Raw genomic sequence first — 19,060 nt, 5'->3', positions numbered from 1 at the left:
TTTGGACAATCAGCTATTCTTGTTTGTAAATATTTACGCCTTCCACTACTCTGTTAATAGTGTTATTTATGGATGGGGAATCCGGGGTTAGCCCTAGGTTTAATGATTTATACATTCCCAATAGTTGGCTGGGAAGTACAGCACATACGGCAAAATATTCTTCGGGTATTTTTTCTGTTTTTGCTGCAACTTCTATGGAAAGGTCCATATTGATTTCATTCTTGCATTTTAGACGTTGCGCAATCCCAATTTCATACAATTTCTCTTCTTGGGAATTGATGGATTTTACTAAATCGTATTCATATTTGTTTACAAATTCGTCATCTGAAAAAATATACACCACTAATGTTGAGCTTTTAATCACAACTTTTGGCCCATGCCTTAACCCTAGAAAAGAATCATATTTGCAAACCACTTGGCCGTCTGTCAGTTCCTGCACTTTCAACTGAGATTCCCTTGCAATGCCCTTTAGTGCGCCAGACCCTAAAAAAACAGCACGATCAAAATTCAATTGGGCCACATCGTATATTCTTTTGTTATAATCAGCAAGAATTTTCTCACCATACTTAACTAAACGATCTATATGCTTTTTATTTTGGTCCAAATTCCCCAAATCAGATACCAACACTCCGGCCAACAGCATGGTTGTAAAGGAACTTGTCATGGCCAGCCCTTTATCATTGGCTTCTTTTGGCATCATCAAGGCGTAGGACTGTTTTAAATCGGTACCTGTGACCAGTTTTCCTTTCGGGTTGCATGTTATGATAAGATGGAATACATTATCACAATAATTTTCTGCCAGTTCAACCGCAGCAAGACTTTCAGGGCTATCTCCCGATCTTGCAAAGGATACTAGCATAGTGGGTTGGTGTCGGTTTAAAAAATCTGAGGAGTGCGAGATTAAATCTGTTGTGGCAATAGCTTCGGTGGCCCTGTTCACTTTTCGTTGAAAGCTTTTGTTCAACACCTCACCAATATAGGCTGAAGTACCGGCTCCAGTCAATATTATTTTTAGGTCTTCATGAGCAAGCGCTCCTTCTAAAAACTTGACCAGTTCTGTTCTGCTGGATTTTATTATGGAATAAGTTTTATGCCACAATCGTGGTTGTGCATTGATTTCCATGAAGGTGTTGCTGTTGTTTTTATCTATGAGGCTAAGTGTTCCTTTTTCCATGCTTAAAACTAAACTAATTTATTGTTGTTTAATTACTAAATGTAAATTAATTAGTAATCAAAGATAACTTTTTTTATAGGTTTATAAAGGAAAAATTAAAAAAAAAATTATTTATCCTTTTATTTTCTTTCACTTCACAATATCCATAAGATTAAATGAATATATTTAGTTTCAAATAAAAAAATGAACAGATGAAAAGTACGTGGATTATTGTTTTCTCCTTAGGTATATGCTTTGGAGTTTCGGCTCAAACTCCAACAGCGCAAAGGCTTGATCCAAATATGGCATTAAAACAGGTCGATGCCAGCGGTATTATTTGGCTGGATCCAAAGGAAGAACCTGTGGAAATTGTTGGTTTTGAATGGTTTGACCAGGATAGTGTATACAGAAGACTGCCCTTAAACCCAAAATGGCCAATACGGGAAGCGGTAAGCCGATTGGCTGATCATACAGCCGGAGGGCAAATGAAATTTCAAACCAATAGCAAAAGAATACAGTTAAAAGTGGAATTGGACGAACCTTCTGGTATGTACCATATGCCACCGACAGGACAAAGTGGTTTTGATCTGTACGTTCAGACGGAAAATGGCCAAGTATACCTTAAAACAGCACGTTTTGGTGCAAGGGACAGCATATACCAGACAGAACTTTTAAATACCAATATAGGTGAAATGCGGAGCTACACCATTAATTACCCCTTGTACAATGGGGTTAAATCAGTTTATCTTGGGATTGAGGAAGGTGCAGATATTAAAGAACCCATTCCTTTTGGTTTTAAAGGCAAAATTGTAACTTATGGCACTTCTATAACCCAAGGAGGCTGTGTATCTAGACCTGGAATGGTATATTCGAATATTTTGAGCCGTAAGCTGGATGCTCAATTTGTGAACTTGGGTTTCTCTGGAAACGGCATGGGTGAACCAGAATTGGCGCATTTAATCAATGAAATCTCCGATGTTAGCCTTATCATTTTGGACTACGAAGGCAATGCGCTTGATTCCATAAAAGAGAGTCTGGGGCCGTTTGTTGATATTTTAAGAAGCAAACACCCTTTTACTCCAATTTTAATAATGTCCAAAACCCGCAGGTATATATCAGCTGCAGGTGAAGGATACCGACATCAAATCGATCTCCGCGATTTTCAACGTGACCTGGTACAAGAGCGAAAAAAGTTGGGAGATGAAAATATTTACTTTTTGGACGGCACACAAGTACTCGGAGACGATTTTTTTGAATGTACGGTAGATGGAGGGCACCCTACCGATTTGGGCTTTTACAGGATAGGAGAAGCTTTGTATAATAAGATTAGGGAGATTCTAGAAAAAAAAGACTAAACTCCTAATAAGATGTTGATGGGTTTGGATAATCAATTATTCTTTTAACTTAAATGCAAAATAATAATCACCTGACTTTGTCCCCTGTAGGCCTCCGCCGCCAGCTGCAATGACCACATATTGCTCGCCATCAATGGAATAGGTTGAAGGTGTGGCATAACCGCCTACAGGCAATTGGAATTCCCATAACACCTCACCAGTTTCTTTGTCCAGTGCCCTGAACTTTTCATCCCTTGAGGCACCGATGAAAATCAACCCCCCAGCAGTTACAATACCTCCACCAAACAATTGGGTTCCGGTTGGGGGGATGCCTTTTTTGGTGAGTTCCCCATATTCACCCAAGGGAACTTCCCATTTAATTTCACCTTGGTTGAGGTCAACAGCGCATAATTTTCCCCACGGGGGCTTTATTCCCGGGTAATCATCTTGGTCGCGTAAATGTTTATAGGCTTTTAACTTGTATCTTTTAACGGTGTCTTGTCGAGTATCGGTGGGTTTTGGATTTTGGTTTTCAGAAATGGGCAACACTTCTAAGGCTGTTTTTTTGTCCAAATTATAGAGGTAGGCCAATACGGCACGTCTATTGCTTTCGGAAATGGTTTGGAATGAAGGCATCATGCCCCTCCCGTTTTTCAACAAAATGTCGGCCTCCTGTATTGTAATCTTTTCCTTTACATCAATCAATGAAGGAAAAGTGGAATTTCCTTTGCGATTGGTCCCATGGCAGGCAGCACAATTGTTGGTGTATATCTTTTCTCCCATTTCGGAAAAATCACTAAACTCATTGACTTCCTCATTGGTAGGGGTGTCTTCTACAAGCTGTACTATACTGGGCATATCGTTTACTCCAATATAAATAATGCCGGTTTCTGGGTCAAATGCCCCACCGCTCCACTCAGCACCGCCCCTAAGGCCGGGGAGCTGCACTATGCCGGCTTCGGACGGAGGGGTATAAATGCTGCCCCAAGAGTAATTCTTTATCTGTTCTTTAATATTTTTATGGGATTCTTCAGAAATATCCGTGATTAAACTCTCATCAAAGCTTTGTCTTACTAATGGCGGAGGTTTCACAGGAAATGGTTGTGTGGGCCAGGTTGATTCACCTATCATATTGGTTTGGGGAACAGGTAGCTCCTTGACCTCAAAAAGAGGTTCGCCCGTTTCCCTGTCGAGCAAGAATACCAATCCTTGTTTGGTCAGCTGTGCCACAGCATCGATTTTTTCCCCATTGTGATTGACAGTGATCAAGTTGGGAGGAGTTGGAACATCATAATCCCAAAGATCGTGATGTGAGACCTGAAAGTGCCACTTGTATTCTCCGGTTAAGGCATCCAGGGCAAGTACAGAATTGCCAAACAGTCCTTTTCCCCTGCGGTCTTTACCATAAAAGTCGTGCGTTGGGGACCCCAAGGGGGCGTAGACTATGCCTCTTTCCGTATCCAAGCTCAATCCGCTCCAGGCATTGACACCTCCACCGGTTTTATAATAATCTTTTGGCCAAGTGTCATATCCAAACTCCCCAGGGTGGGGTATGGTGTGGAATATCCATTTTAATTCGCCACTTTTTACGTCATAGGCCCGTATATGTCCAGGCAAGGAGCCGTGGCTCTCATTAACCTTGGACCCCATGATAATAAGATTTTTGTAGATGACTCCTGGAGAGGTGTTTCTTATATAAGCAGTTTCCTTATCAAAGTCTCTATCAAGATCATCCATGAGGTCTATAACACCTGTATTTCCAAAGTTTGGATCTAGTTTGCCGGTTTTTGCGTCTATGGAATGAATTTCACTCATTACGCAGTAAAACAATCTTTTGTCTTCTTCATTTTCTTCGTCTTGCCAGTAGGTAATCCCCCTACTGGTTCCACCAATACCCATTTTTGTTCCTTTTCCATTGGAAGCAGGGTCATATTTCCAGATTTCTTCTCCTGTTGCAGCATCAAGGGCAACAACTTTAAGGGAGGCTGTTGTAGCATACAAGATTCCATCAATGACCAATGGGTTGCACTGAATGGAAGAGCTTGTTTGATTATCCCCAGTACGATAGACCCAAGCGACATCCAGTTTTTCAACATTCTCAGTATTGATCTCTTCTAGGGCAGAGTAGGCATTGTTTTCATAGCCCCCCCTGTAAGCTTCCCATGGATGATTTGCTGTTTCGGTTATGTTTTTAGAGCGATTGCATGAGATTAGCGCAAGGCTCAAAAGAAGGCAATGAAAAAAAAAGTGCTTGGCTCCCATTTATTTAGAGGATTGAAAAACTAAGTACATAAAAATAAGATTTTGCAAAAAAAGCAATATTTTTGAATTAAAACAAATAAAACGTAACATTACAATATAATAAAACCTTTTATTTTATTTAAAAATGAAATATATTTATAAGGTTTTCAATCAAAAAAGAGATAAGTCATGGAGAGACGTAAAGCTGTGGTAAAAATGTCTTGGATGCTAAAATCAGCATTATTGACGCCGACGCTTGTTACCGTGTTGCAAAGTTGTCAAGATATTGTGTCCAAGCCCGTTGCTTTGGAGATGTTGAATGCTGACGAAAATGAAACGGTGATTGCAATGGCCGACACCATTATTCCAAGAACCAATACCCCGAGCGCTTCAGAAGTGAAGGTCAATTACTTTATGGATTTGTTGTTGAAGGATGTTTTTGATGAAGAAACCACGCAAAGTTTCTTGAGAGGCTTATCCCAATTCAATGAAGATTGTAAAGCTACAACCGGAAGTTACTTTTCAAAACTTGACGAAGATGACCGCTTTGAATACCTCAAAGGAGTTGATGCTGACATCATGGGTAAAAAATACGGAGAAAAGGTTCCTTTCTATTATTCGTTCAAGCACCTAACGGTAACAACGTATTTTTCTACAGAAGAGGGTGCTGTCCAAAATTTGGATTACAACCCTGTTCCCGGCCCATATATTGGAGAAGTGGATTGCGACGAAAACACAAAAATAATGATGGGAAATCATATGTAGTGCATTATGGGAGAGAAAAATTTTGAGGTTATAGTCATTGGTTCCGGCATCACTGGAGGATGGGCGGCAAAGGAATTTACTGAAAAAGGACTGAAGACCCTTGTGCTTGAAAGAGGCAGGGATGTAAAACATATTGAGGACTATACCACCACAAATAAATCCCCATGGGAGTACAAGTACCGCGGTTATGATTCCCGTGAAGTGCAAGAACAATACCCCATTCAAAGCAAAAAATACAATTTTGATGCCTCTAGTCGACAATACTTTGTGAATGATAAGGAGCATCCCTATGTAAACCCACCCGATAAGCCATTTAGATGGTTTAGGGGGTATCAAACTGGGGGGCGGAGTATTATATGGGGTAGGGGAACCTTTCGGATGAGTGACCTCGAATTTGGAGAAAACCTAAGGGATGGACATGGGATTGATTGGCCCATTCGGTACAAGGACATTGAACCTTGGTACGACTATGTTGAAAAGTTTATTGGAATTTGTGGTACCAAAGAAAACATAGCCCACTATCCAGATGGGAAAAATTTTCTTCCACCCTTTGACATGAACACGGCAGAAAAAGTGATCAAAGAAAGGATGGAAACCCATTATCCGGACCGAAAATTGATTCCCACCCGAATGGCACATTTAACCAAAGTGAAACCGGGGCAGTTTAAGGGTAGGTTTGAGTGCCAGTCCAGAAATATGTGCCATACAGGCTGTCCTTTTGGAGCATATTTCAGTACCAACAGTTCCACACTGCCTGCAGCTTACGGAACCGGTAAGTTGACTCTAAGATCCAACTCAGTTGTGGATTCCATTATCTATGATGGCAAGACCAATAGAGCCATTGGTGTAAGGGTAATAGATGCTGAGACGTTTGAGCGGATGGAATTTTTTGCAAGGGTGATTTTCCTTTGCGCCTCCACTTTGGGTTCAACAGCGATATTGTTGAATTCCAAAAACTCCCATTTTCCAAATGGATTGGCCAATTCAAGTGGAGTTCTAGGACACTATTTAATGGGGCATCATAAAAACATCAGGGGAACAGGAGTTTTAGAAGGATATCAGGATAAAATTGACAGAGGCCATCGCCCATCCGGAGTGACCATTCCAAGATTTAGGAATATAGAAGGGGAGGAGATGGATTTTTATAGGGGATATGGACTATCAGGTGGTGCTTATCGTGAAGGGATAAATCCAAATCAGGTAGGAATTGGTTCAGGCTTCAAAGAAAAACTGACCAAACCCGGTTCTTGGAAAGTCATACTTGTGGCATACGGGGAATGCTTGCCTTATTTTGAAAACAAGGTTGAGCTGGATAGTGTAAAGAAAGACAAATGGGGCATTCCTTTATTGCATATCTCCGCGGAGTTCAAAGAAAATGAAATGAAGATGAGGGAAGATATGCGAGATCAGATTCAAGAAACCATGGAGGTAATGGGATTAAAGGATATTGAAACTAGTGTGGGCTCACATATTGTTGGTGATGCAACCCATGAAATGGGCACCGCTCGTATGGGGAAGGACCCCAAATCCTCTGTACTAAACGGGTACAACCAATGTCATGATATTCCCAATCTTTTTGTTACGGATGGATCCTGTATGGTTTCTTCCAGTTATATGAGTCCATCATTGACCTATATGGCACTCACGGCTAGGGCATGTGATTATGCCCTTCAACAAATGAAAAAAGGAGTGATTTAACAGTTCATATTTGTGGCATCGATATAGATTCAACATTAAAATTTTAAGCAACGAATAACCAAGCCAATGGAAACAAAGAGCAAAAGGTTGACATCCTTGGATTTTTTTAGAGGAGCAACAGTAGCGGCCATGATCGTGGTCAATGACCCGGGCAATTGGGACACCAAGTATTATCAATTATCCCATGCAGAGTGGGAAGGGTGCACCATGACCGATTTGATATTCCCTTTCTTTCTGTTCATTGTGGGTGTTTCAATTGTACTTGCCTATAATAAGGCGTTGGGCAAGGGAATGGGCAAAAAAGACTTGCTCAAAAAAACGCTAAAAAGATCAGCCATTATTTTTCTATTGGGGTTATTTCTAAGTTTGTTTCCCAACTTTAATTTTCATGAGTTTAGAATTCCAGGGGTACTCCAACGAATTGCTTTGGTCTACCTTTTCTGTTCAATGATCTTCTTGTTTGCGGACAAAAGGAGTCATTTTATTTGGTTTGGGGGTATTTTGGTGGGGTATTACATTATTATGATGTTTCTCCCTGTTCCGGGTATTGGTCCGGCCAACTTGGACCCAATCAATAACTTTTCAGCTTGGTTTGATCGATTTATCCTAGAAGGCTACATTGGAAGCCGTGGGCAGGGACAGTACGACTCTACTGGAATATTTACCACCATCCCTTCCGTAGCATCTGGTCTTGCTGGAATTTTGGTCGGAAATTTACTTGCAGAAAAGAAAAAAGAAGAAAACGAAAAGCTGATTTGGATGTTCATATTTGGATGCTTGTCCATGGCGGTCGGATGGGCTTTTAGTTATGAATTTCCCATCATCAAAAGACTTTGGACATCATCATATGTGTTGCATACCGCTGGTATAGCAACCATATGCTTTGCCACTTCGTATTGGCTTTTGGATGTAAAAAACCGTCAAAAATATATAAAGCCCTTTTTGGCCTTTGGCGTCAATGCTTTGGCGGCTTATTTTGGAGCAGCGTTACTGGGTCAATTGGCCAGCATCCAATTCATTCCATTAAATGGCTCCAAAGTTGGCGTACGGGAATGGCTGTTCAATGAAATTTTTACTTCAATATTGAATCCATACAATGCATCTTTGGCCTATGCCATTTTGAACATATCCGTGATTTTTATATTGGTGTGGTATTTCTACAAGAAGAACATCATTATAAAGGTGTAGTCGTCTGTAAAAAAGAATTTCATAGACTTTTGATTGGTCGATAGAGCGTTTTACCAGTTAATCTTTGGCACGTAACCAGTGGATTAATTTCTCTGTTGCAGAATCTTCTTTGGAAGCGTTGATGTGGGTAGTGAGGTCTGCGTTCCTTCCCTTTTTCGTATAGATTCCAAGTGGGAATTCAAGAAGGCTGTCTATTTTGTACCTATCAGCCGGGGCGCCGTCCGCCGAAACCGGGTCTATTACGGTGATGCTCCTTGGAAACAATGACGCCATAAGGTCCGGCAGATCATATTTTTCTAATGCCCCTGGAACGGTAAAAGGAATATAGTCGGTTTTATAAAATTGGGTCGATGTAATGTCTGAATAGCTTAACAAAGATTCAACCATGGCCACTTTTTCAATACGCTTGTCAAAAGCCGCGGCATGAAGCAATTCGCCTCCCAAGGGCCCAACAGCGATTGCTGAAACCTTCCCATCGGGTTTCAGCACATTTTTACTAAAGTGCAAGACCCGTATGATATCCTCGGCCCTAAGTCCCACGAAGGATTTTCCAACGAGCATGGCGCCAAACCATTGGTTGTACGACACTCCTTCAATATAAGAGTCGCCTTTTAAGTATCCCGGTCCCAGACTGCCAATCCCGGGTAAATCTGCCAAGACAATGGTGTAGCCCTCGTTTAAGATTTGGGTAATCGCGCTATCTTGTTTAATGGCATGTTCCATACCTGCACTGTCAAAATAAAGTATGGTCTCATTTTTTTGATTTTCCAATGGTTTGAGCACCAAGGAGGGTATTTTGTAATCTCCGCTTCCCTGCAATAGATATTTTTCCATGGTGTGGTCCGGGTTCACAAACCTTCCAGAAAATATTTCTTTACCAAAATCAGTTGGGGCAGTAAAGCCTGCAATTTCTGCTGCACTTGCCACAACTTCGCTGGCATGGTTGTCAAAATCTTTTCGTGAGCTTTGGCGTGCAGCCTCCTGATCCTTAACCTTGTCCTTGTTCAGTTCATAAATACTTTTTGTTTTGAAGGAAGTGGTCAATTGCCCTGTTTTGGTTACTTGGAGTTCCTTGATGGTGGGAACTTCTACATCGATGTCCTCTGGACTTCCGGGGTTGTTCAGTTCCTTTTGAAAAAAGGCGTACATGGCTTTCCTGTTCTTGGTTGTGGATGAATGGCGATCATCATCCTCAACCATACGCAGGTTTTCTGGTTTTCCTAGAGTAGAGTACATATTTTGGGCTTCTTGGAAGGTTTCCCGAGCTCCTTGAATACTAAAAAAGTCGCGTGTGGTGCTAATAATCAGTATAGGTTTCGGGGCCCTTGCCTCAATAAAATCACCATGATCTAAACCCTTGGCTATCATTTGATATAGATTTTGCTCGGCACATTGCGGCCCTATGGTTCGGTAGATGTACTCATAACTGGTGATGTAGCATTCCGGTGCTGTAGCCAAGATTCTATCGTCCAAGGCACCCACATAAGCAGTTAAATTGCCTCCGCCAGACCTTCCGGTCATACCTATTCGGTTTGGATCCACTTCTTTTCTGGAAAGCATATAATCTATGCCCCTGATAACGTCCCAAATAAAATAATTCCCAGTGGAATACCCAGAAATCAAGCACTGTGCTCCAGCAAAGGAATGTTCGTGGTCAGGATATTTCACTTCGAATCGACCTGCTTTTTTACCCCAATACTCATAACGTTCTCCTTGACCCATGGGGTCGATAGTGAATACAACAAACCCTTTTTTCACCAAGTTTATGATGATATGTTGATAGGTAGGCGATCTAAACCCTTCAAGGCTGTGCCCACACGCATAGAAAATAGCGGGGGCATTTTTCTTTACCCCGTCTGGAACATATAACGCCCCGGTGACATAATACTGGGGAAGCGATTCATAGATTACTTTTTCAATCCGGTAGCCATCTCTTTGCAAAACCTCTGTGATTTGTGGATTTAAAGGCGTCTTTTCGGGAAATGGCCCTGCCATTTCCAGCAGTTTCTGTTTTACGGTCGATTGTCTGTTCAGCCAATCCTGCGCAGTCTTTAATTTGTCGATTTTGTCTCTTCTTTCGTTCAACTGGTCGTAAGCCAGGGTACTGAAATGTTTGAACAGCGAGTTTTCTATATCTGAATACGATTCCCAGTATTCAAAAAAATCTATTTCTTCTTCTTGGGAGTGGGTTTTTGGAAAAAACAGGTTGAAGCATATCCAAAGTATAATGCAATGTTTCATGACGGGATGCTATGGTTCGGCAAACTCCAAATCAAAATTGATCGTAATGTCATTGCCAGTTTTTATTTGGCCAAACATGGCCGTTGGAGGTTCGATGTTGAAGTCACTTAGTTTCATGGGCAACCCACCGGACAAGGATATCTTTCTGTTGTTGTAAAGGGCTTTTACTTGGGTTGATATTGTTTTTTCAACTCCGGCAACCTTCAAAACTCCAGATAGGTTTTTTAGAACAGTGCCATTCATATCAATCAAGTCAAATTCCACTGGGTTGTTTGCTGTAAAAGTGATGGTAGGGAACAATTCCTTTTTAAGGGCTCGGTACATTTTATTGTTCATTGTTTTTCCTTTGCTGCCCTGGATATCGTTAACAAAAAGATTGACGGATATATGGGATAGTTGACCAGCCTTGATCTTATCGTCAGTTACCTTTTTGGCCGTGACTGTCATTTTCCCGGTTTGATTTTTTACATCCACGGTCCAATCATGCAAGGTGGAAGTGCCACTTACGGTTATGGAAGAGGAGTTCTCCAATTCATAATCTTGCGAAAATCCGAGTATGGAGCATAAAATAAATACCAGACTGGTTGCATACTTTACATATTTGGGACTAATTACCATAACCATATTATTTTTTACCGGGTTTTACAATTTCGTATGTGCCATTTTCATTGGGCTTATGAACGGACTCTGAATCCCAACTCATATCTTGAGGGACAATACTCTCTGTGGATTTAAGGAGTTCCTCCATGGTAATACGTTGGCCGGTTTCCGCTGCCAATCTCCCCATAATGGTGGTTAGCGTACTCTTGGCCCCATACTCCGTGTCATTGTAATGGACATCGTTTAAAATAGCATTGATAAACTTGTTCTGTACTTTTTGAGAATCGCCAATGTTCGTCCTGTCCCTATAATTCCAGAAGGTTTTGCCTTTATAATCCTTAAATTGGAATCTTTCATTGGCAATTCCTTTTGTGCCCCTTATTTCCCAACCCATTTTATTGGCACAGTTGTTCATGTTTCTGCATTGGGAGTGCATTTGTATGCCGTTGGCATATTCGTATTCTATGAAGAAATGGTCATAGGTATTGCCTTGTTCAATTCCAGAAAACACCAATCTTCCCCCATTTCCCAAAGCTTTGACTGGAAAATCATCCATGACCATGTTCATTACATCGATTTGATGAATGGCCTGTCCGGCCAATTGGCCGCCCCATAGCCAGGTAAAGTATCTCCAATTTCTAACCTGGTATTCCATTTCGGTCTGTTGTGGCTCTCTAGGGATTATTCTGGGTTCCACCACATTGTAATAGGTGTTTAAAGAAGTGATTTCCCCAATTTCCCCATTTTGAATTCGTTCCACCATTTCCTGAACGGCATTGGAATATCTAAACTGAAGCCCAACAGAAACCACCAGATTCTTTTGATCGGCCAGTTTCCCCACTTCTATTACCTTATGGTATCCGGGGACATCAACGGCCAATGGTTTTTCAAGAAAGGTATGTTTTCCAGCGGTCACAGCTGCTTCAAAATGGGCAGGTCTGAATGGAGGTGGAGTGGCCAGCAAGACAACATCGCAAAGTTCAATCACTTTGGTGTACGCATCAAATCCCACAAATTTCTGGTCCTCGCCAAAATCACATTGATCTGGATAATTTGTTTTGAGTCTTTCGTGCAGTTGATCCACCTTGTCTTTGAACGTATCGCCAATGGCCACTACTTTGGTGGAAGGGGAAACGTTCAACGCCTCAAAAAGGGCGCCGGAACCCCTGCTTCCGCATCCAACAAGTCCAATTTTAAGAACTTTGGAGTTGGCGCCTTGGGCGTGTAGCTGACTGGGCAACATACCAAGTAAGGTGCCTCCAACAGCCGCCGAGGCACTTTTTTTAATAAAATCCCTTCTTCCGTTCAATTTTTCGTCTTCCATTTCCATTCAACCTGATTGTTATAGTCTTTGTTATTCATCCAATACAATTTGCCAAAACTTCTGGGCTTCTTCCTCCGAGGGTTGTTCAACAGGGCTTACCAGTCGAAATCCAATGTATGAAGAGTCTGTGTACCACCAGAAACTTTTTGGGATTTGAGGGTCGTTTTTTTGAAGATATAAGCCCGATTCACCCCTTTTTGTGGGAGAAATGTTTTCTAAGTCATCGTACCAAGATCCTCCTCTGTATACCCTAGGGTGAAGTTTTGTTGGTATGTTCCAAGGATTTTCCGCAATGCTGTCCTGAAACTTTTCATAATATGTTGCATTATACTCGTCCAATGTCCATTCGCATACATTACCCAAAATATCGTATAGACCGAAAGCATTGGGTAGTTTCTCACCAACTTTTGCATACTGATAGTCGCTGTTTTCATAGCTCCATATGTATTGATCCAGCACATCTGTCTTTTCACTAAAAAAATCTTCGGTATCCGCCCCTTTTTTGCACATATACTCCCATTCGGCCTCTGTGGGCAATCTGTAGAATCTTCCAGTAACTGTGGAGAGCCATTTACAAAAGGTGAGGGCGGCATAGGGAGACACATTTACTACAGGAAATCCATCCTTGCCCATTCCCAGACTGGGGTCTTCAAAGGGGGGGCTGGGGCGGGTAATGGCATCCACTTTCTGTAATGTTTCATCGGGGAGGGAATCAAAAACTGTTTTGTTTTCCGCTAAGAAAAGGTCAAAAAGCTCCCAAGTCACCTCATATTTTCCGGCCCATAAACTATCTATTTTTACCAAATGGTCTGGGCTTTCATCAATGTTCAGTGAATCGCTGCCCATAGTATAGATGCCGCCTGGGATGGCCATCATATCAAAAGATACTTCCGTGCCAGGAATTTTCTGGGTGTATACACTGCTGGAATCCAGTTTGGCAATTGTTTGGGAAAAACCATACTGTACAGAAGCAGCAAAGACAAGTGTCAAGATGCCTAAAAATCCTTTTGGAAGAGGTGTCAATTTCAGCATATTTTTTTTGAATCTATATATCAAATATAAGGGAAATAATGAATTTATAAGGTTTTGAAAGTTTTATTTCTTACAAAATACTTAATTACTATACTTTTTGAAATTTGTTTTGTAGTTTTAATTTCGAATACCTTGTCAAATTTTTATTTATAGAAGGATTGTCCCAAGAGGAATGAATATGCTCCGATTGACTCTTTTTGTGCTATGCACACTAACAAATACCAGTGGCCTTAGTGGTCAGGATTTGGAGCAATATAGCTTCAGTAGGCCTGCCATGGGTACCCAGTTGAATATTATTCTGTATACCACAACTGCCCATAAAGCGAATGAGGTGGCTCAGGCTGTGTTTGAAAGAGTGGATCACCTCAATTCTGTATTCAGCGATTATGACCCAGAGAGTGAAGTAAATCTTCTGTGTCAAAAAAGTCAATCGAATACATGGGTTCAAGTCAGTGATGATTTGTTTGATTTGTTGCACTTATCCAAGAAGATTTCCAAATCAACCCAAGGTTCTTTTGATGTGACACTGGGAAAATACACCCGATTGTGGCGGCAGTCCAGAAAGGAAAAGAAGCTTCCTTCAGTGGATAAACTTATTGATCGCAAGGCGTTTGGGTATCAAAATATACGTCTTAGAGCCAAAGACAAGTCTGTAAAGATCAAAAACCCGGAAATCCTCATTGACTTTGGGGGAATTGCCAAAGGCTACACTGCACAGCAACTGTTGATGTTATTGAAACAGAACCATATTCAACAAGCATTGGTGGATTTTGGAGGGGATATCACCACAAGCGCTGCGCCGCCAAATAAGACAGGTTGGCACATTGAGGTCAACTATAGCGAAGGGGAAGGAGAGGTCTCGGAAATTTTGTCGGTTCAAGATTTGTCAGTGGCCACATCGGGTGACAGGTATCAGAAAATCAAAGCAAATGACAACACTTATTCCCATATCATTGACCCAACAACGGGACTGGGAATTACCAAACCTGTTCAGGTCACGGTGATTGCAAAATCTGGGGCATTGGCCGATAGTTATGCGACCGCATTTAATGTTATGGGGCTGGAGCGAATCAAAAAGTTTCTAAGAAAGCCGAAGAACCAAAATGTCCATACCTTGGTTTCGTATGTTGAAAACAACATATTAAAGGTTTGGAAATCTCCAAAGTTTGATACGTTTAAAGCTGCTCACCAATAAATGTCCTAAATCGAAAATACAGGTTTCCCAAAGAGTATTATTCTTTAAAAAGGCTGTTGTAATGCTCTAGTTCAAGGAATATTCCACCACTTTCTTTAAAGAAATCCTCTCCTAAAGTGAACGCCCCATTTTCAACCTGATTCCATGAAGCATTCCCCCTTGGGTGATATCCTATCATGGTTTCCCAGTTTCTGTAGTTTTGGCCACCATTGGTTTCCAGTAAGCCCAAATCTTGTCCGGGAAACGGTTTCAAGCGGGAGGCAATGCACTTGTTCCAATCTACCAAGACTGGGTTTACGGTCAAATCGGTGCAAAAACAAGGGATGTTCCTATCATGGGCCAGCTTAGCTATTTTTATGGTCATGCTCAGTGTTTTTCCCATGGGTTTTAGCGCTATACCGGTATACCCCATTTCAATCCGTTTTAAGGCATCTGTATCGGTATGGGCACTCTCATCCGCTGCTATTCTTACACCCAGGTCGGAAACGTCTACATCAAGCGACTCGGGAAATGGTTCCTCAACAATCGCTATATGGTCCAGAACCTTTATTTTTTTGCAGTGATCCAGCAATCGCTTTAGGGTATCTTTGCTTTCATAGCGCCCGTTTGCATCCAAATAATACACGATTTTCCTGCCCGAATCGGTTTTGGCAGCTGAAGTGCCAAAAATATTGTGGATTTGCTCCATCCTCCGCATATCTTTTTCCAGCATTTCTTGCTGTGAACCTGGTGCCCCAATTTTTATTTTGATGAAAAAATACCCCTCATCCTTTAATGCTTCAATATCAGAAACAGATGTGGAATACGAGATGGAAGGAATACTGGCTATTTCCGTGTTCTTATGGGAAAAAGCGGCTTTATATTTATTGGGAATAAGGTCTATAAATGATGTGATATTGTTCTGTTTGGCATATAACATCCAAGCGGAATTATCAATGGAAGTAAGGGCGTTGAGCGCAAAAGTTGTTCTTAAATCAGCATTATTGGTAATTTTGGTGCCATAGGCCCAGACTTCGTCCAATATATCTTCTACCATATGGATTGGGGTCTCAAAAGACTGCCCCTCTATCATTTGCAATGCCCTGCAGGTTAGATTGTACATAGCAGAATTACTGCCGCTTTCTCCCCACGCAGATGTTACTCTGGAGTCTGACCAAAGTGGGCTGTGTACCCCAAGGCCAATCGTTTTGTTTCCTAAAGTGTCCTGTAATTGGGCAACCACTTGCCATAAACGGGTAATATACCCCCCTTTGAATCCGTATGAATGGATCAAGGGTTCTCTTTCAAAGGTTGTCTTAAAGCTGTCTATGGACAAAGGTCTTTTAAATGTGCTTCCGTGCCCATGTGCTTTCATCAGGTTGGTTAACCCCAAGGAGGCAGCCCCAGTGGCCAATGTGGCTTTCTGTACAAAATCTCTTCTGGTCACATTGTTTTTTTGGTTCATTTTTTGGTGCTTTTGTGATTGACAAAGCCAATCGGATTAATGGTTTTCTTTTTAAGGAGTTGTTCCCAATATATCTTCAATGGCAATCCAATTGCCTTTTTCCTGCTCACTTTTTTGTGCCGCATCCATAAAGGCAAACAATTCTATGGTCTCACTGGGTTCTACGGGTACTTCACCGGTATCAAAATAGTGGAGAATCGCTTCAATCAGCGGCAGTGAGCTCTCGTATTTTCCTAGATAACTGACGCCTTTATCGCCAAAGGCTTGACCACCATATTCTTGCATTTTATTTTTAAGCCCGCAGTAGGTGCCAATTTTTCCATCTCCCCAATCGCCGATCACCATGTGATATTGTTCCGTTACCAAGCTTCTTACCCGTTTGCAGCCTTGTTGCATTGCTGTAAAAAGCAGTTCTGCCCCATGTACGCCATACCAATACAATCTTGGCTGCGTGGGCTCATAACTTATTGGAGCATAAATTTGGGCACCTTGCACGTTGCCGATGGAGCCGTTTCTTACCTCTTTTGCCTTGGTCAAGAATCTAACGGACGATGAAGAGAAGGTAGGCGTGTTGTACTCTTTTGACAATGCAAAGATCTTCTTCACTTCATCTAATGATGCTGCCATGGGCTTGTCTATAAAAACCCGTTTTTTTGCTTTTAAGATTTTTTCTGCCTGCTCCAAATGCAACCTCCCATCAACTGTGCACAGCAGAACATAGTCCACCTTGCCCAAGAGATCGTCAATGGAATCGACAATTTCCACACCCATTGATTTGATTTGGGCGGTAAATTTTTCAACTCTGTCAACACTTGGGGGAAAATCTCGGCTTACTGTGGTAAATGCGGTGGTGACTTTATAATCGCTCCCCAAGCTGTTGATGATTTCTACAAATTGGGGGCTGTGGGACGTATCCATACCCACCAAACCAATAGGTTTACTAGTGTTTGATGTGGGTTTAAAGTTGTTTCCCATCATATTGGGCCCCAATACTAAGGTTCCAGCACTAATAATGGATGTTTTCTTTAAGAAATCCCTCCTTTTTCTTTCCATGGTTCTATATATAGTTTAACTCCCTGATTTTTCTATTTCGGTTACTCCATGTACCGATTAAAAACTCGCTCTCGATGCTAAAAGAATAAACCCCTTGCTCTTTTCGCACAGTTTTTAAGATTCTTTCCAGTACATAAATGTTTCCATTTCCATTGGGAGAACCAATGTGTTGAAATACAGTGTGCCACTAATTGCGAGCAATCTGGTCTGGAATCATTCCTTCATTACATCAGACATGGTTCCGAAATACCTTACGCAACTTATACGAGCTGCATGAAGGTAATAAAATTAATATATTAAAAGATACTTTTCTTTATATACTTACGAAATGAGTAAATATTACTTATATTTGGTTACATATATCAAAAGACATGAGTACAGAAAACAACCATCGGAGGGAATTTATTAAAGGGTTAGGTGTTTTAAGTGTGGGGGTGGCATCTGGATGCATCGATGCGAAAGATGTTGAAGAACCCAAGGCAGGATATACTGCACGGCCCAAAAATGCCCAATACATGGGTGATTTTGCTGCTGCTCCCTTAGACAAAGTACGTTGTGCCTTTATTGGCGTAGGCGATAGAGGCTCGGGTCACGTTGCTAGGATACATCAAATAGACGGTGTTGAAGTAGTTGCCATAAGTGATCTGTATGAAGATTTGGCCAAAAAAGCCAAAGAAAGCTGTAATAAGAATGGAGCCACCAAGCCTGAAGATATTGCCCTGTATTATGGCGGGGAAAATCTTTGGAAGAAGATGCTCCAAGAGGTTACGCCAGATGCTGTTTTTGTTTCCACTCCGTGGTCCTTGCATGCGGAGATGGCGATTGCGTCCATGGAGGCGGGAGCACATGCATTTGTTGAAGTGCCCATTGCAACCACTCTGGAAGATATGTGGAAGATAGTTGATGCTTCAGAAAGAACGCAAAAGCATTGCATGATGATGGAGAATGTCAATTATGGCAGGGAGGAATTGTTGTACCTGAATATGTGCAGGCAAGGTGCCATTGGTGAATTGCTCCACGGAGAAGCAGCCTACATCCACGACTTAAGGTTTCAAATGGAAGATATTGAAAGGGGGACAGGGTCGTGGAGAACCCATCACTATGCAAAGCGCAACGGAAATTTATATCCAACCCACGGATTGGGTCCGATAGCACAGTACATGAACTTGGCAAGGGCCGAGGACAATTTTGCACGACTGGTTTCATTTTCCTCACCTGCGATGGGTAGAAAAATGTATGCAGAGAAATATTACGATACTGACCACAAGTGGAATCAGTTGGATTTTAAAGGAGGGGATATCAATACCGCCATAATTAAAACGACCTTGGGAAGGACCATACTGGTACAATGGGACGAAACTAGCCCAAGACCCTATAATCGATTGAACTTGATCCAAGGCACCAAAGGCATATTGGCTGGATTCCCCACAAGAATTGCCATACCTGAAAAGGTTAAAAAAGTGGGCAACCACCATGCTGAATGGTTCAATGAAGAGGAGATGGGAAGAATTTATGAAAAATATGAGCATCCATTATACAAAAGGCTGGGGGCCTTGGCCAAAAAGCGAGGAGGGCACGGTGGCACAGATTTCATGATGTCCTACCGAATCATAGAATGTTTAAGAAAAGGCACCCCATTGGATCAAAATGTATATGAAGGATGCTTCTGGAGTGCCGTAGGGCCATTGACCGAAGCTTCTGTGTCCCAAGATGGAATGCCGCAAGATTTTCCCGATTTTACAAGGGGTGATTGGAAAAATACCAACCCATTGGACATCATCCTTTAACAAGG

At 41.7% G+C, this 19,060-nt stretch carries 14 protein-coding genes; 6 read left to right on the top strand and 8 right to left on the bottom strand.

Annotated features, from left to right (window positions below):
• Window positions 1-13 precede the first annotated feature (13 nt).
• The gene (locus ACFSJE_RS17060; protein WP_379832077.1) at window positions 14-1,174 is read right to left on the bottom strand and encodes an SIS domain-containing protein; all 1,161 of its coding nucleotides are present in this window, start codon (window positions 1,172-1,174) and stop codon (window positions 14-16) included.
• Window positions 1,175-1,455: 281 nt separating this feature from the next.
• On the opposite strand from ACFSJE_RS17060, the gene ACFSJE_RS17055 reads away from it, so the two are divergent.
• The gene (locus tag ACFSJE_RS17055) at window positions 1,456-2,508 is read left to right on the top strand and encodes an SGNH/GDSL hydrolase family protein (protein WP_379832076.1); all 1,053 of its coding nucleotides are present in this window, start codon (window positions 1,456-1,458) and stop codon (window positions 2,506-2,508) included.
• Between the two features lie 36 nt (window positions 2,509-2,544).
• Here ACFSJE_RS17055 and ACFSJE_RS17050 read toward each other — a convergent pair whose 3' ends face one another.
• Complete coding sequence (locus ACFSJE_RS17050; protein WP_379832075.1) at window positions 2,545-4,713, bottom strand: outer membrane protein assembly factor BamB family protein; 2,169 nt, start codon at window positions 4,711-4,713, stop codon at window positions 2,545-2,547.
• A 204-nt stretch (window positions 4,714-4,917) separates the two neighbouring features.
• Here ACFSJE_RS17050 and ACFSJE_RS17045 point away from each other — a divergent pair, with 204 nt between their 5' ends.
• The 3 genes from ACFSJE_RS17045 to ACFSJE_RS17035 all read left to right on the top strand — a co-directional run bounded on the left by ACFSJE_RS17045 (window position 4,918) and on the right by ACFSJE_RS17035 (window position 8,379).
• Window positions 4,918-5,493, top strand: a complete 576-nt coding sequence (locus tag ACFSJE_RS17045; protein WP_379832074.1) for a gluconate 2-dehydrogenase subunit 3 family protein — start codon at window positions 4,918-4,920, stop codon at window positions 5,491-5,493.
• Window positions 5,494-5,499: 6 nt separating this feature from the next.
• Window positions 5,500-7,191, top strand: a complete 1,692-nt coding sequence (locus tag ACFSJE_RS17040) for a GMC oxidoreductase (protein ID WP_379832073.1) — start codon at window positions 5,500-5,502, stop codon at window positions 7,189-7,191.
• Window positions 7,192-7,257: 66 nt separating this feature from the next.
• A complete protein-coding gene (locus ACFSJE_RS17035; RefSeq protein WP_379832072.1) occupies window positions 7,258-8,379 on the top strand; it encodes an acyltransferase family protein in 1,122 nt (373 codons plus the stop codon).
• Between the two features lie 57 nt (window positions 8,380-8,436).
• On the opposite strand, the gene ACFSJE_RS17030 is transcribed toward ACFSJE_RS17035, so the two are convergent.
• From ACFSJE_RS17030 to ACFSJE_RS17015, 4 genes are read right to left on the bottom strand one after another with little or no spacing between them, the layout of a single operon-like run.
• Window positions 8,437-10,620 (bottom strand): alpha/beta hydrolase family protein, encoded by a 2,184-nt coding sequence (locus ACFSJE_RS17030; RefSeq protein WP_379832071.1) that lies wholly within the window; start codon window positions 10,618-10,620, stop codon window positions 8,437-8,439.
• A gap of 9 nt (window positions 10,621-10,629) precedes the next feature.
• A complete protein-coding gene (locus ACFSJE_RS17025) occupies window positions 10,630-11,238 on the bottom strand; it encodes a hypothetical protein (RefSeq protein WP_379832070.1) in 609 nt (202 codons plus the stop codon).
• Between the two features lie 7 nt (window positions 11,239-11,245).
• Window positions 11,246-12,550 carry a Gfo/Idh/MocA family protein gene (locus ACFSJE_RS17020; RefSeq protein WP_379832069.1) on the bottom strand — a complete coding sequence of 435 codons (1,305 nt, stop codon included), beginning with the start codon at window positions 12,548-12,550 and terminating at the stop codon, window positions 11,246-11,248.
• 24 nt (window positions 12,551-12,574) lie between these two features.
• A complete protein-coding gene (locus ACFSJE_RS17015; protein WP_379832068.1) occupies window positions 12,575-13,576 on the bottom strand; it encodes a formylglycine-generating enzyme family protein in 1,002 nt (333 codons plus the stop codon).
• A gap of 178 nt (window positions 13,577-13,754) precedes the next feature.
• Here ACFSJE_RS17015 and ACFSJE_RS17010 point away from each other — a divergent pair, with 178 nt between their 5' ends.
• Window positions 13,755-14,771 carry an FAD:protein FMN transferase gene (locus ACFSJE_RS17010; protein ID WP_379832066.1) on the top strand — a complete coding sequence of 339 codons (1,017 nt, stop codon included), beginning with the start codon at window positions 13,755-13,757 and terminating at the stop codon, window positions 14,769-14,771.
• Window positions 14,772-14,808: 37 nt separating this feature from the next.
• Here the strand turns inward: ACFSJE_RS17010 and ACFSJE_RS17005 are convergent, their stop codons facing one another.
• Complete coding sequence (locus ACFSJE_RS17005) at window positions 14,809-16,215, bottom strand: enolase C-terminal domain-like protein (RefSeq protein WP_379832065.1); 1,407 nt, start codon at window positions 16,213-16,215, stop codon at window positions 14,809-14,811.
• Window positions 16,216-16,266: 51 nt separating this feature from the next.
• Window positions 16,267-17,268 (bottom strand): Gfo/Idh/MocA family protein, encoded by a 1,002-nt coding sequence (locus tag ACFSJE_RS17000; RefSeq protein WP_379832064.1) that lies wholly within the window; start codon window positions 17,266-17,268, stop codon window positions 16,267-16,269.
• A gap of 371 nt (window positions 17,269-17,639) precedes the next feature.
• Here ACFSJE_RS17000 and ACFSJE_RS16995 point away from each other — a divergent pair, with 371 nt between their 5' ends.
• Window positions 17,640-19,055 (top strand): Gfo/Idh/MocA family protein, encoded by a 1,416-nt coding sequence (locus tag ACFSJE_RS16995; protein WP_379832063.1) that lies wholly within the window; start codon window positions 17,640-17,642, stop codon window positions 19,053-19,055.
• The last annotated feature ends 5 nt before the right edge of the window (window positions 19,056-19,060 follow it).

It is taken from the genome of Flagellimonas iocasae (genome assembly GCF_042682725.1).
GTDB lineage: Bacteria > Bacteroidota > Bacteroidia > Flavobacteriales > Flavobacteriaceae > Flagellimonas > Flagellimonas iocasae.
The sequence above is the reverse complement of the archived record's forward strand: the minus strand, read 5'-3'. Positions and strand labels throughout refer to the sequence as shown.

Coding starts and splice junctions, on each gene's coding strand:
- ACFSJE_RS17040 (WP_379832073.1), top strand. CDS start 5,500: ATGGGAGAGAAAAATTTTGAGGTTATAGTCATTGGTTCCGGCATCACT.
- ACFSJE_RS17045 (WP_379832074.1), top strand. CDS start 4,918: ATGGAGAGACGTAAAGCTGTGGTAAAAATGTCTTGGATGCTAAAATCA.
- ACFSJE_RS17000 (WP_379832064.1), bottom strand. CDS start 17,268: ATGGAAAGAAAAAGGAGGGATTTCTTAAAGAAAACATCCATTATTAGT.
- ACFSJE_RS17025 (WP_379832070.1), bottom strand. CDS start 11,238: ATGGTAATTAGTCCCAAATATGTAAAGTATGCAACCAGTCTGGTATTT.
- ACFSJE_RS17005 (WP_379832065.1), bottom strand. CDS start 16,215: ATGAACCAAAAAAACAATGTGACCAGAAGAGATTTTGTACAGAAAGCC.
- ACFSJE_RS17020 (WP_379832069.1), bottom strand. CDS start 12,550: ATGGAAATGGAAGACGAAAAATTGAACGGAAGAAGGGATTTTATTAAA.
- ACFSJE_RS16995 (WP_379832063.1), top strand. CDS start 17,640: ATGAGTACAGAAAACAACCATCGGAGGGAATTTATTAAAGGGTTAGGT.
- ACFSJE_RS17035 (WP_379832072.1), top strand. CDS start 7,258: ATGGAAACAAAGAGCAAAAGGTTGACATCCTTGGATTTTTTTAGAGGA.
- ACFSJE_RS17010 (WP_379832066.1), top strand. CDS start 13,755: ATGCTCCGATTGACTCTTTTTGTGCTATGCACACTAACAAATACCAGT.
- ACFSJE_RS17030 (WP_379832071.1), bottom strand. CDS start 10,620: ATGAAACATTGCATTATACTTTGGATATGCTTCAACCTGTTTTTTCCA.
- ACFSJE_RS17055 (WP_379832076.1), top strand. CDS start 1,456: ATGGCATTAAAACAGGTCGATGCCAGCGGTATTATTTGGCTGGATCCA.
- ACFSJE_RS17015 (WP_379832068.1), bottom strand. CDS start 13,576: ATGCTGAAATTGACACCTCTTCCAAAAGGATTTTTAGGCATCTTGACA.
- ACFSJE_RS17060 (WP_379832077.1), bottom strand. CDS start 1,174: ATGGAAAAAGGAACACTTAGCCTCATAGATAAAAACAACAGCAACACC.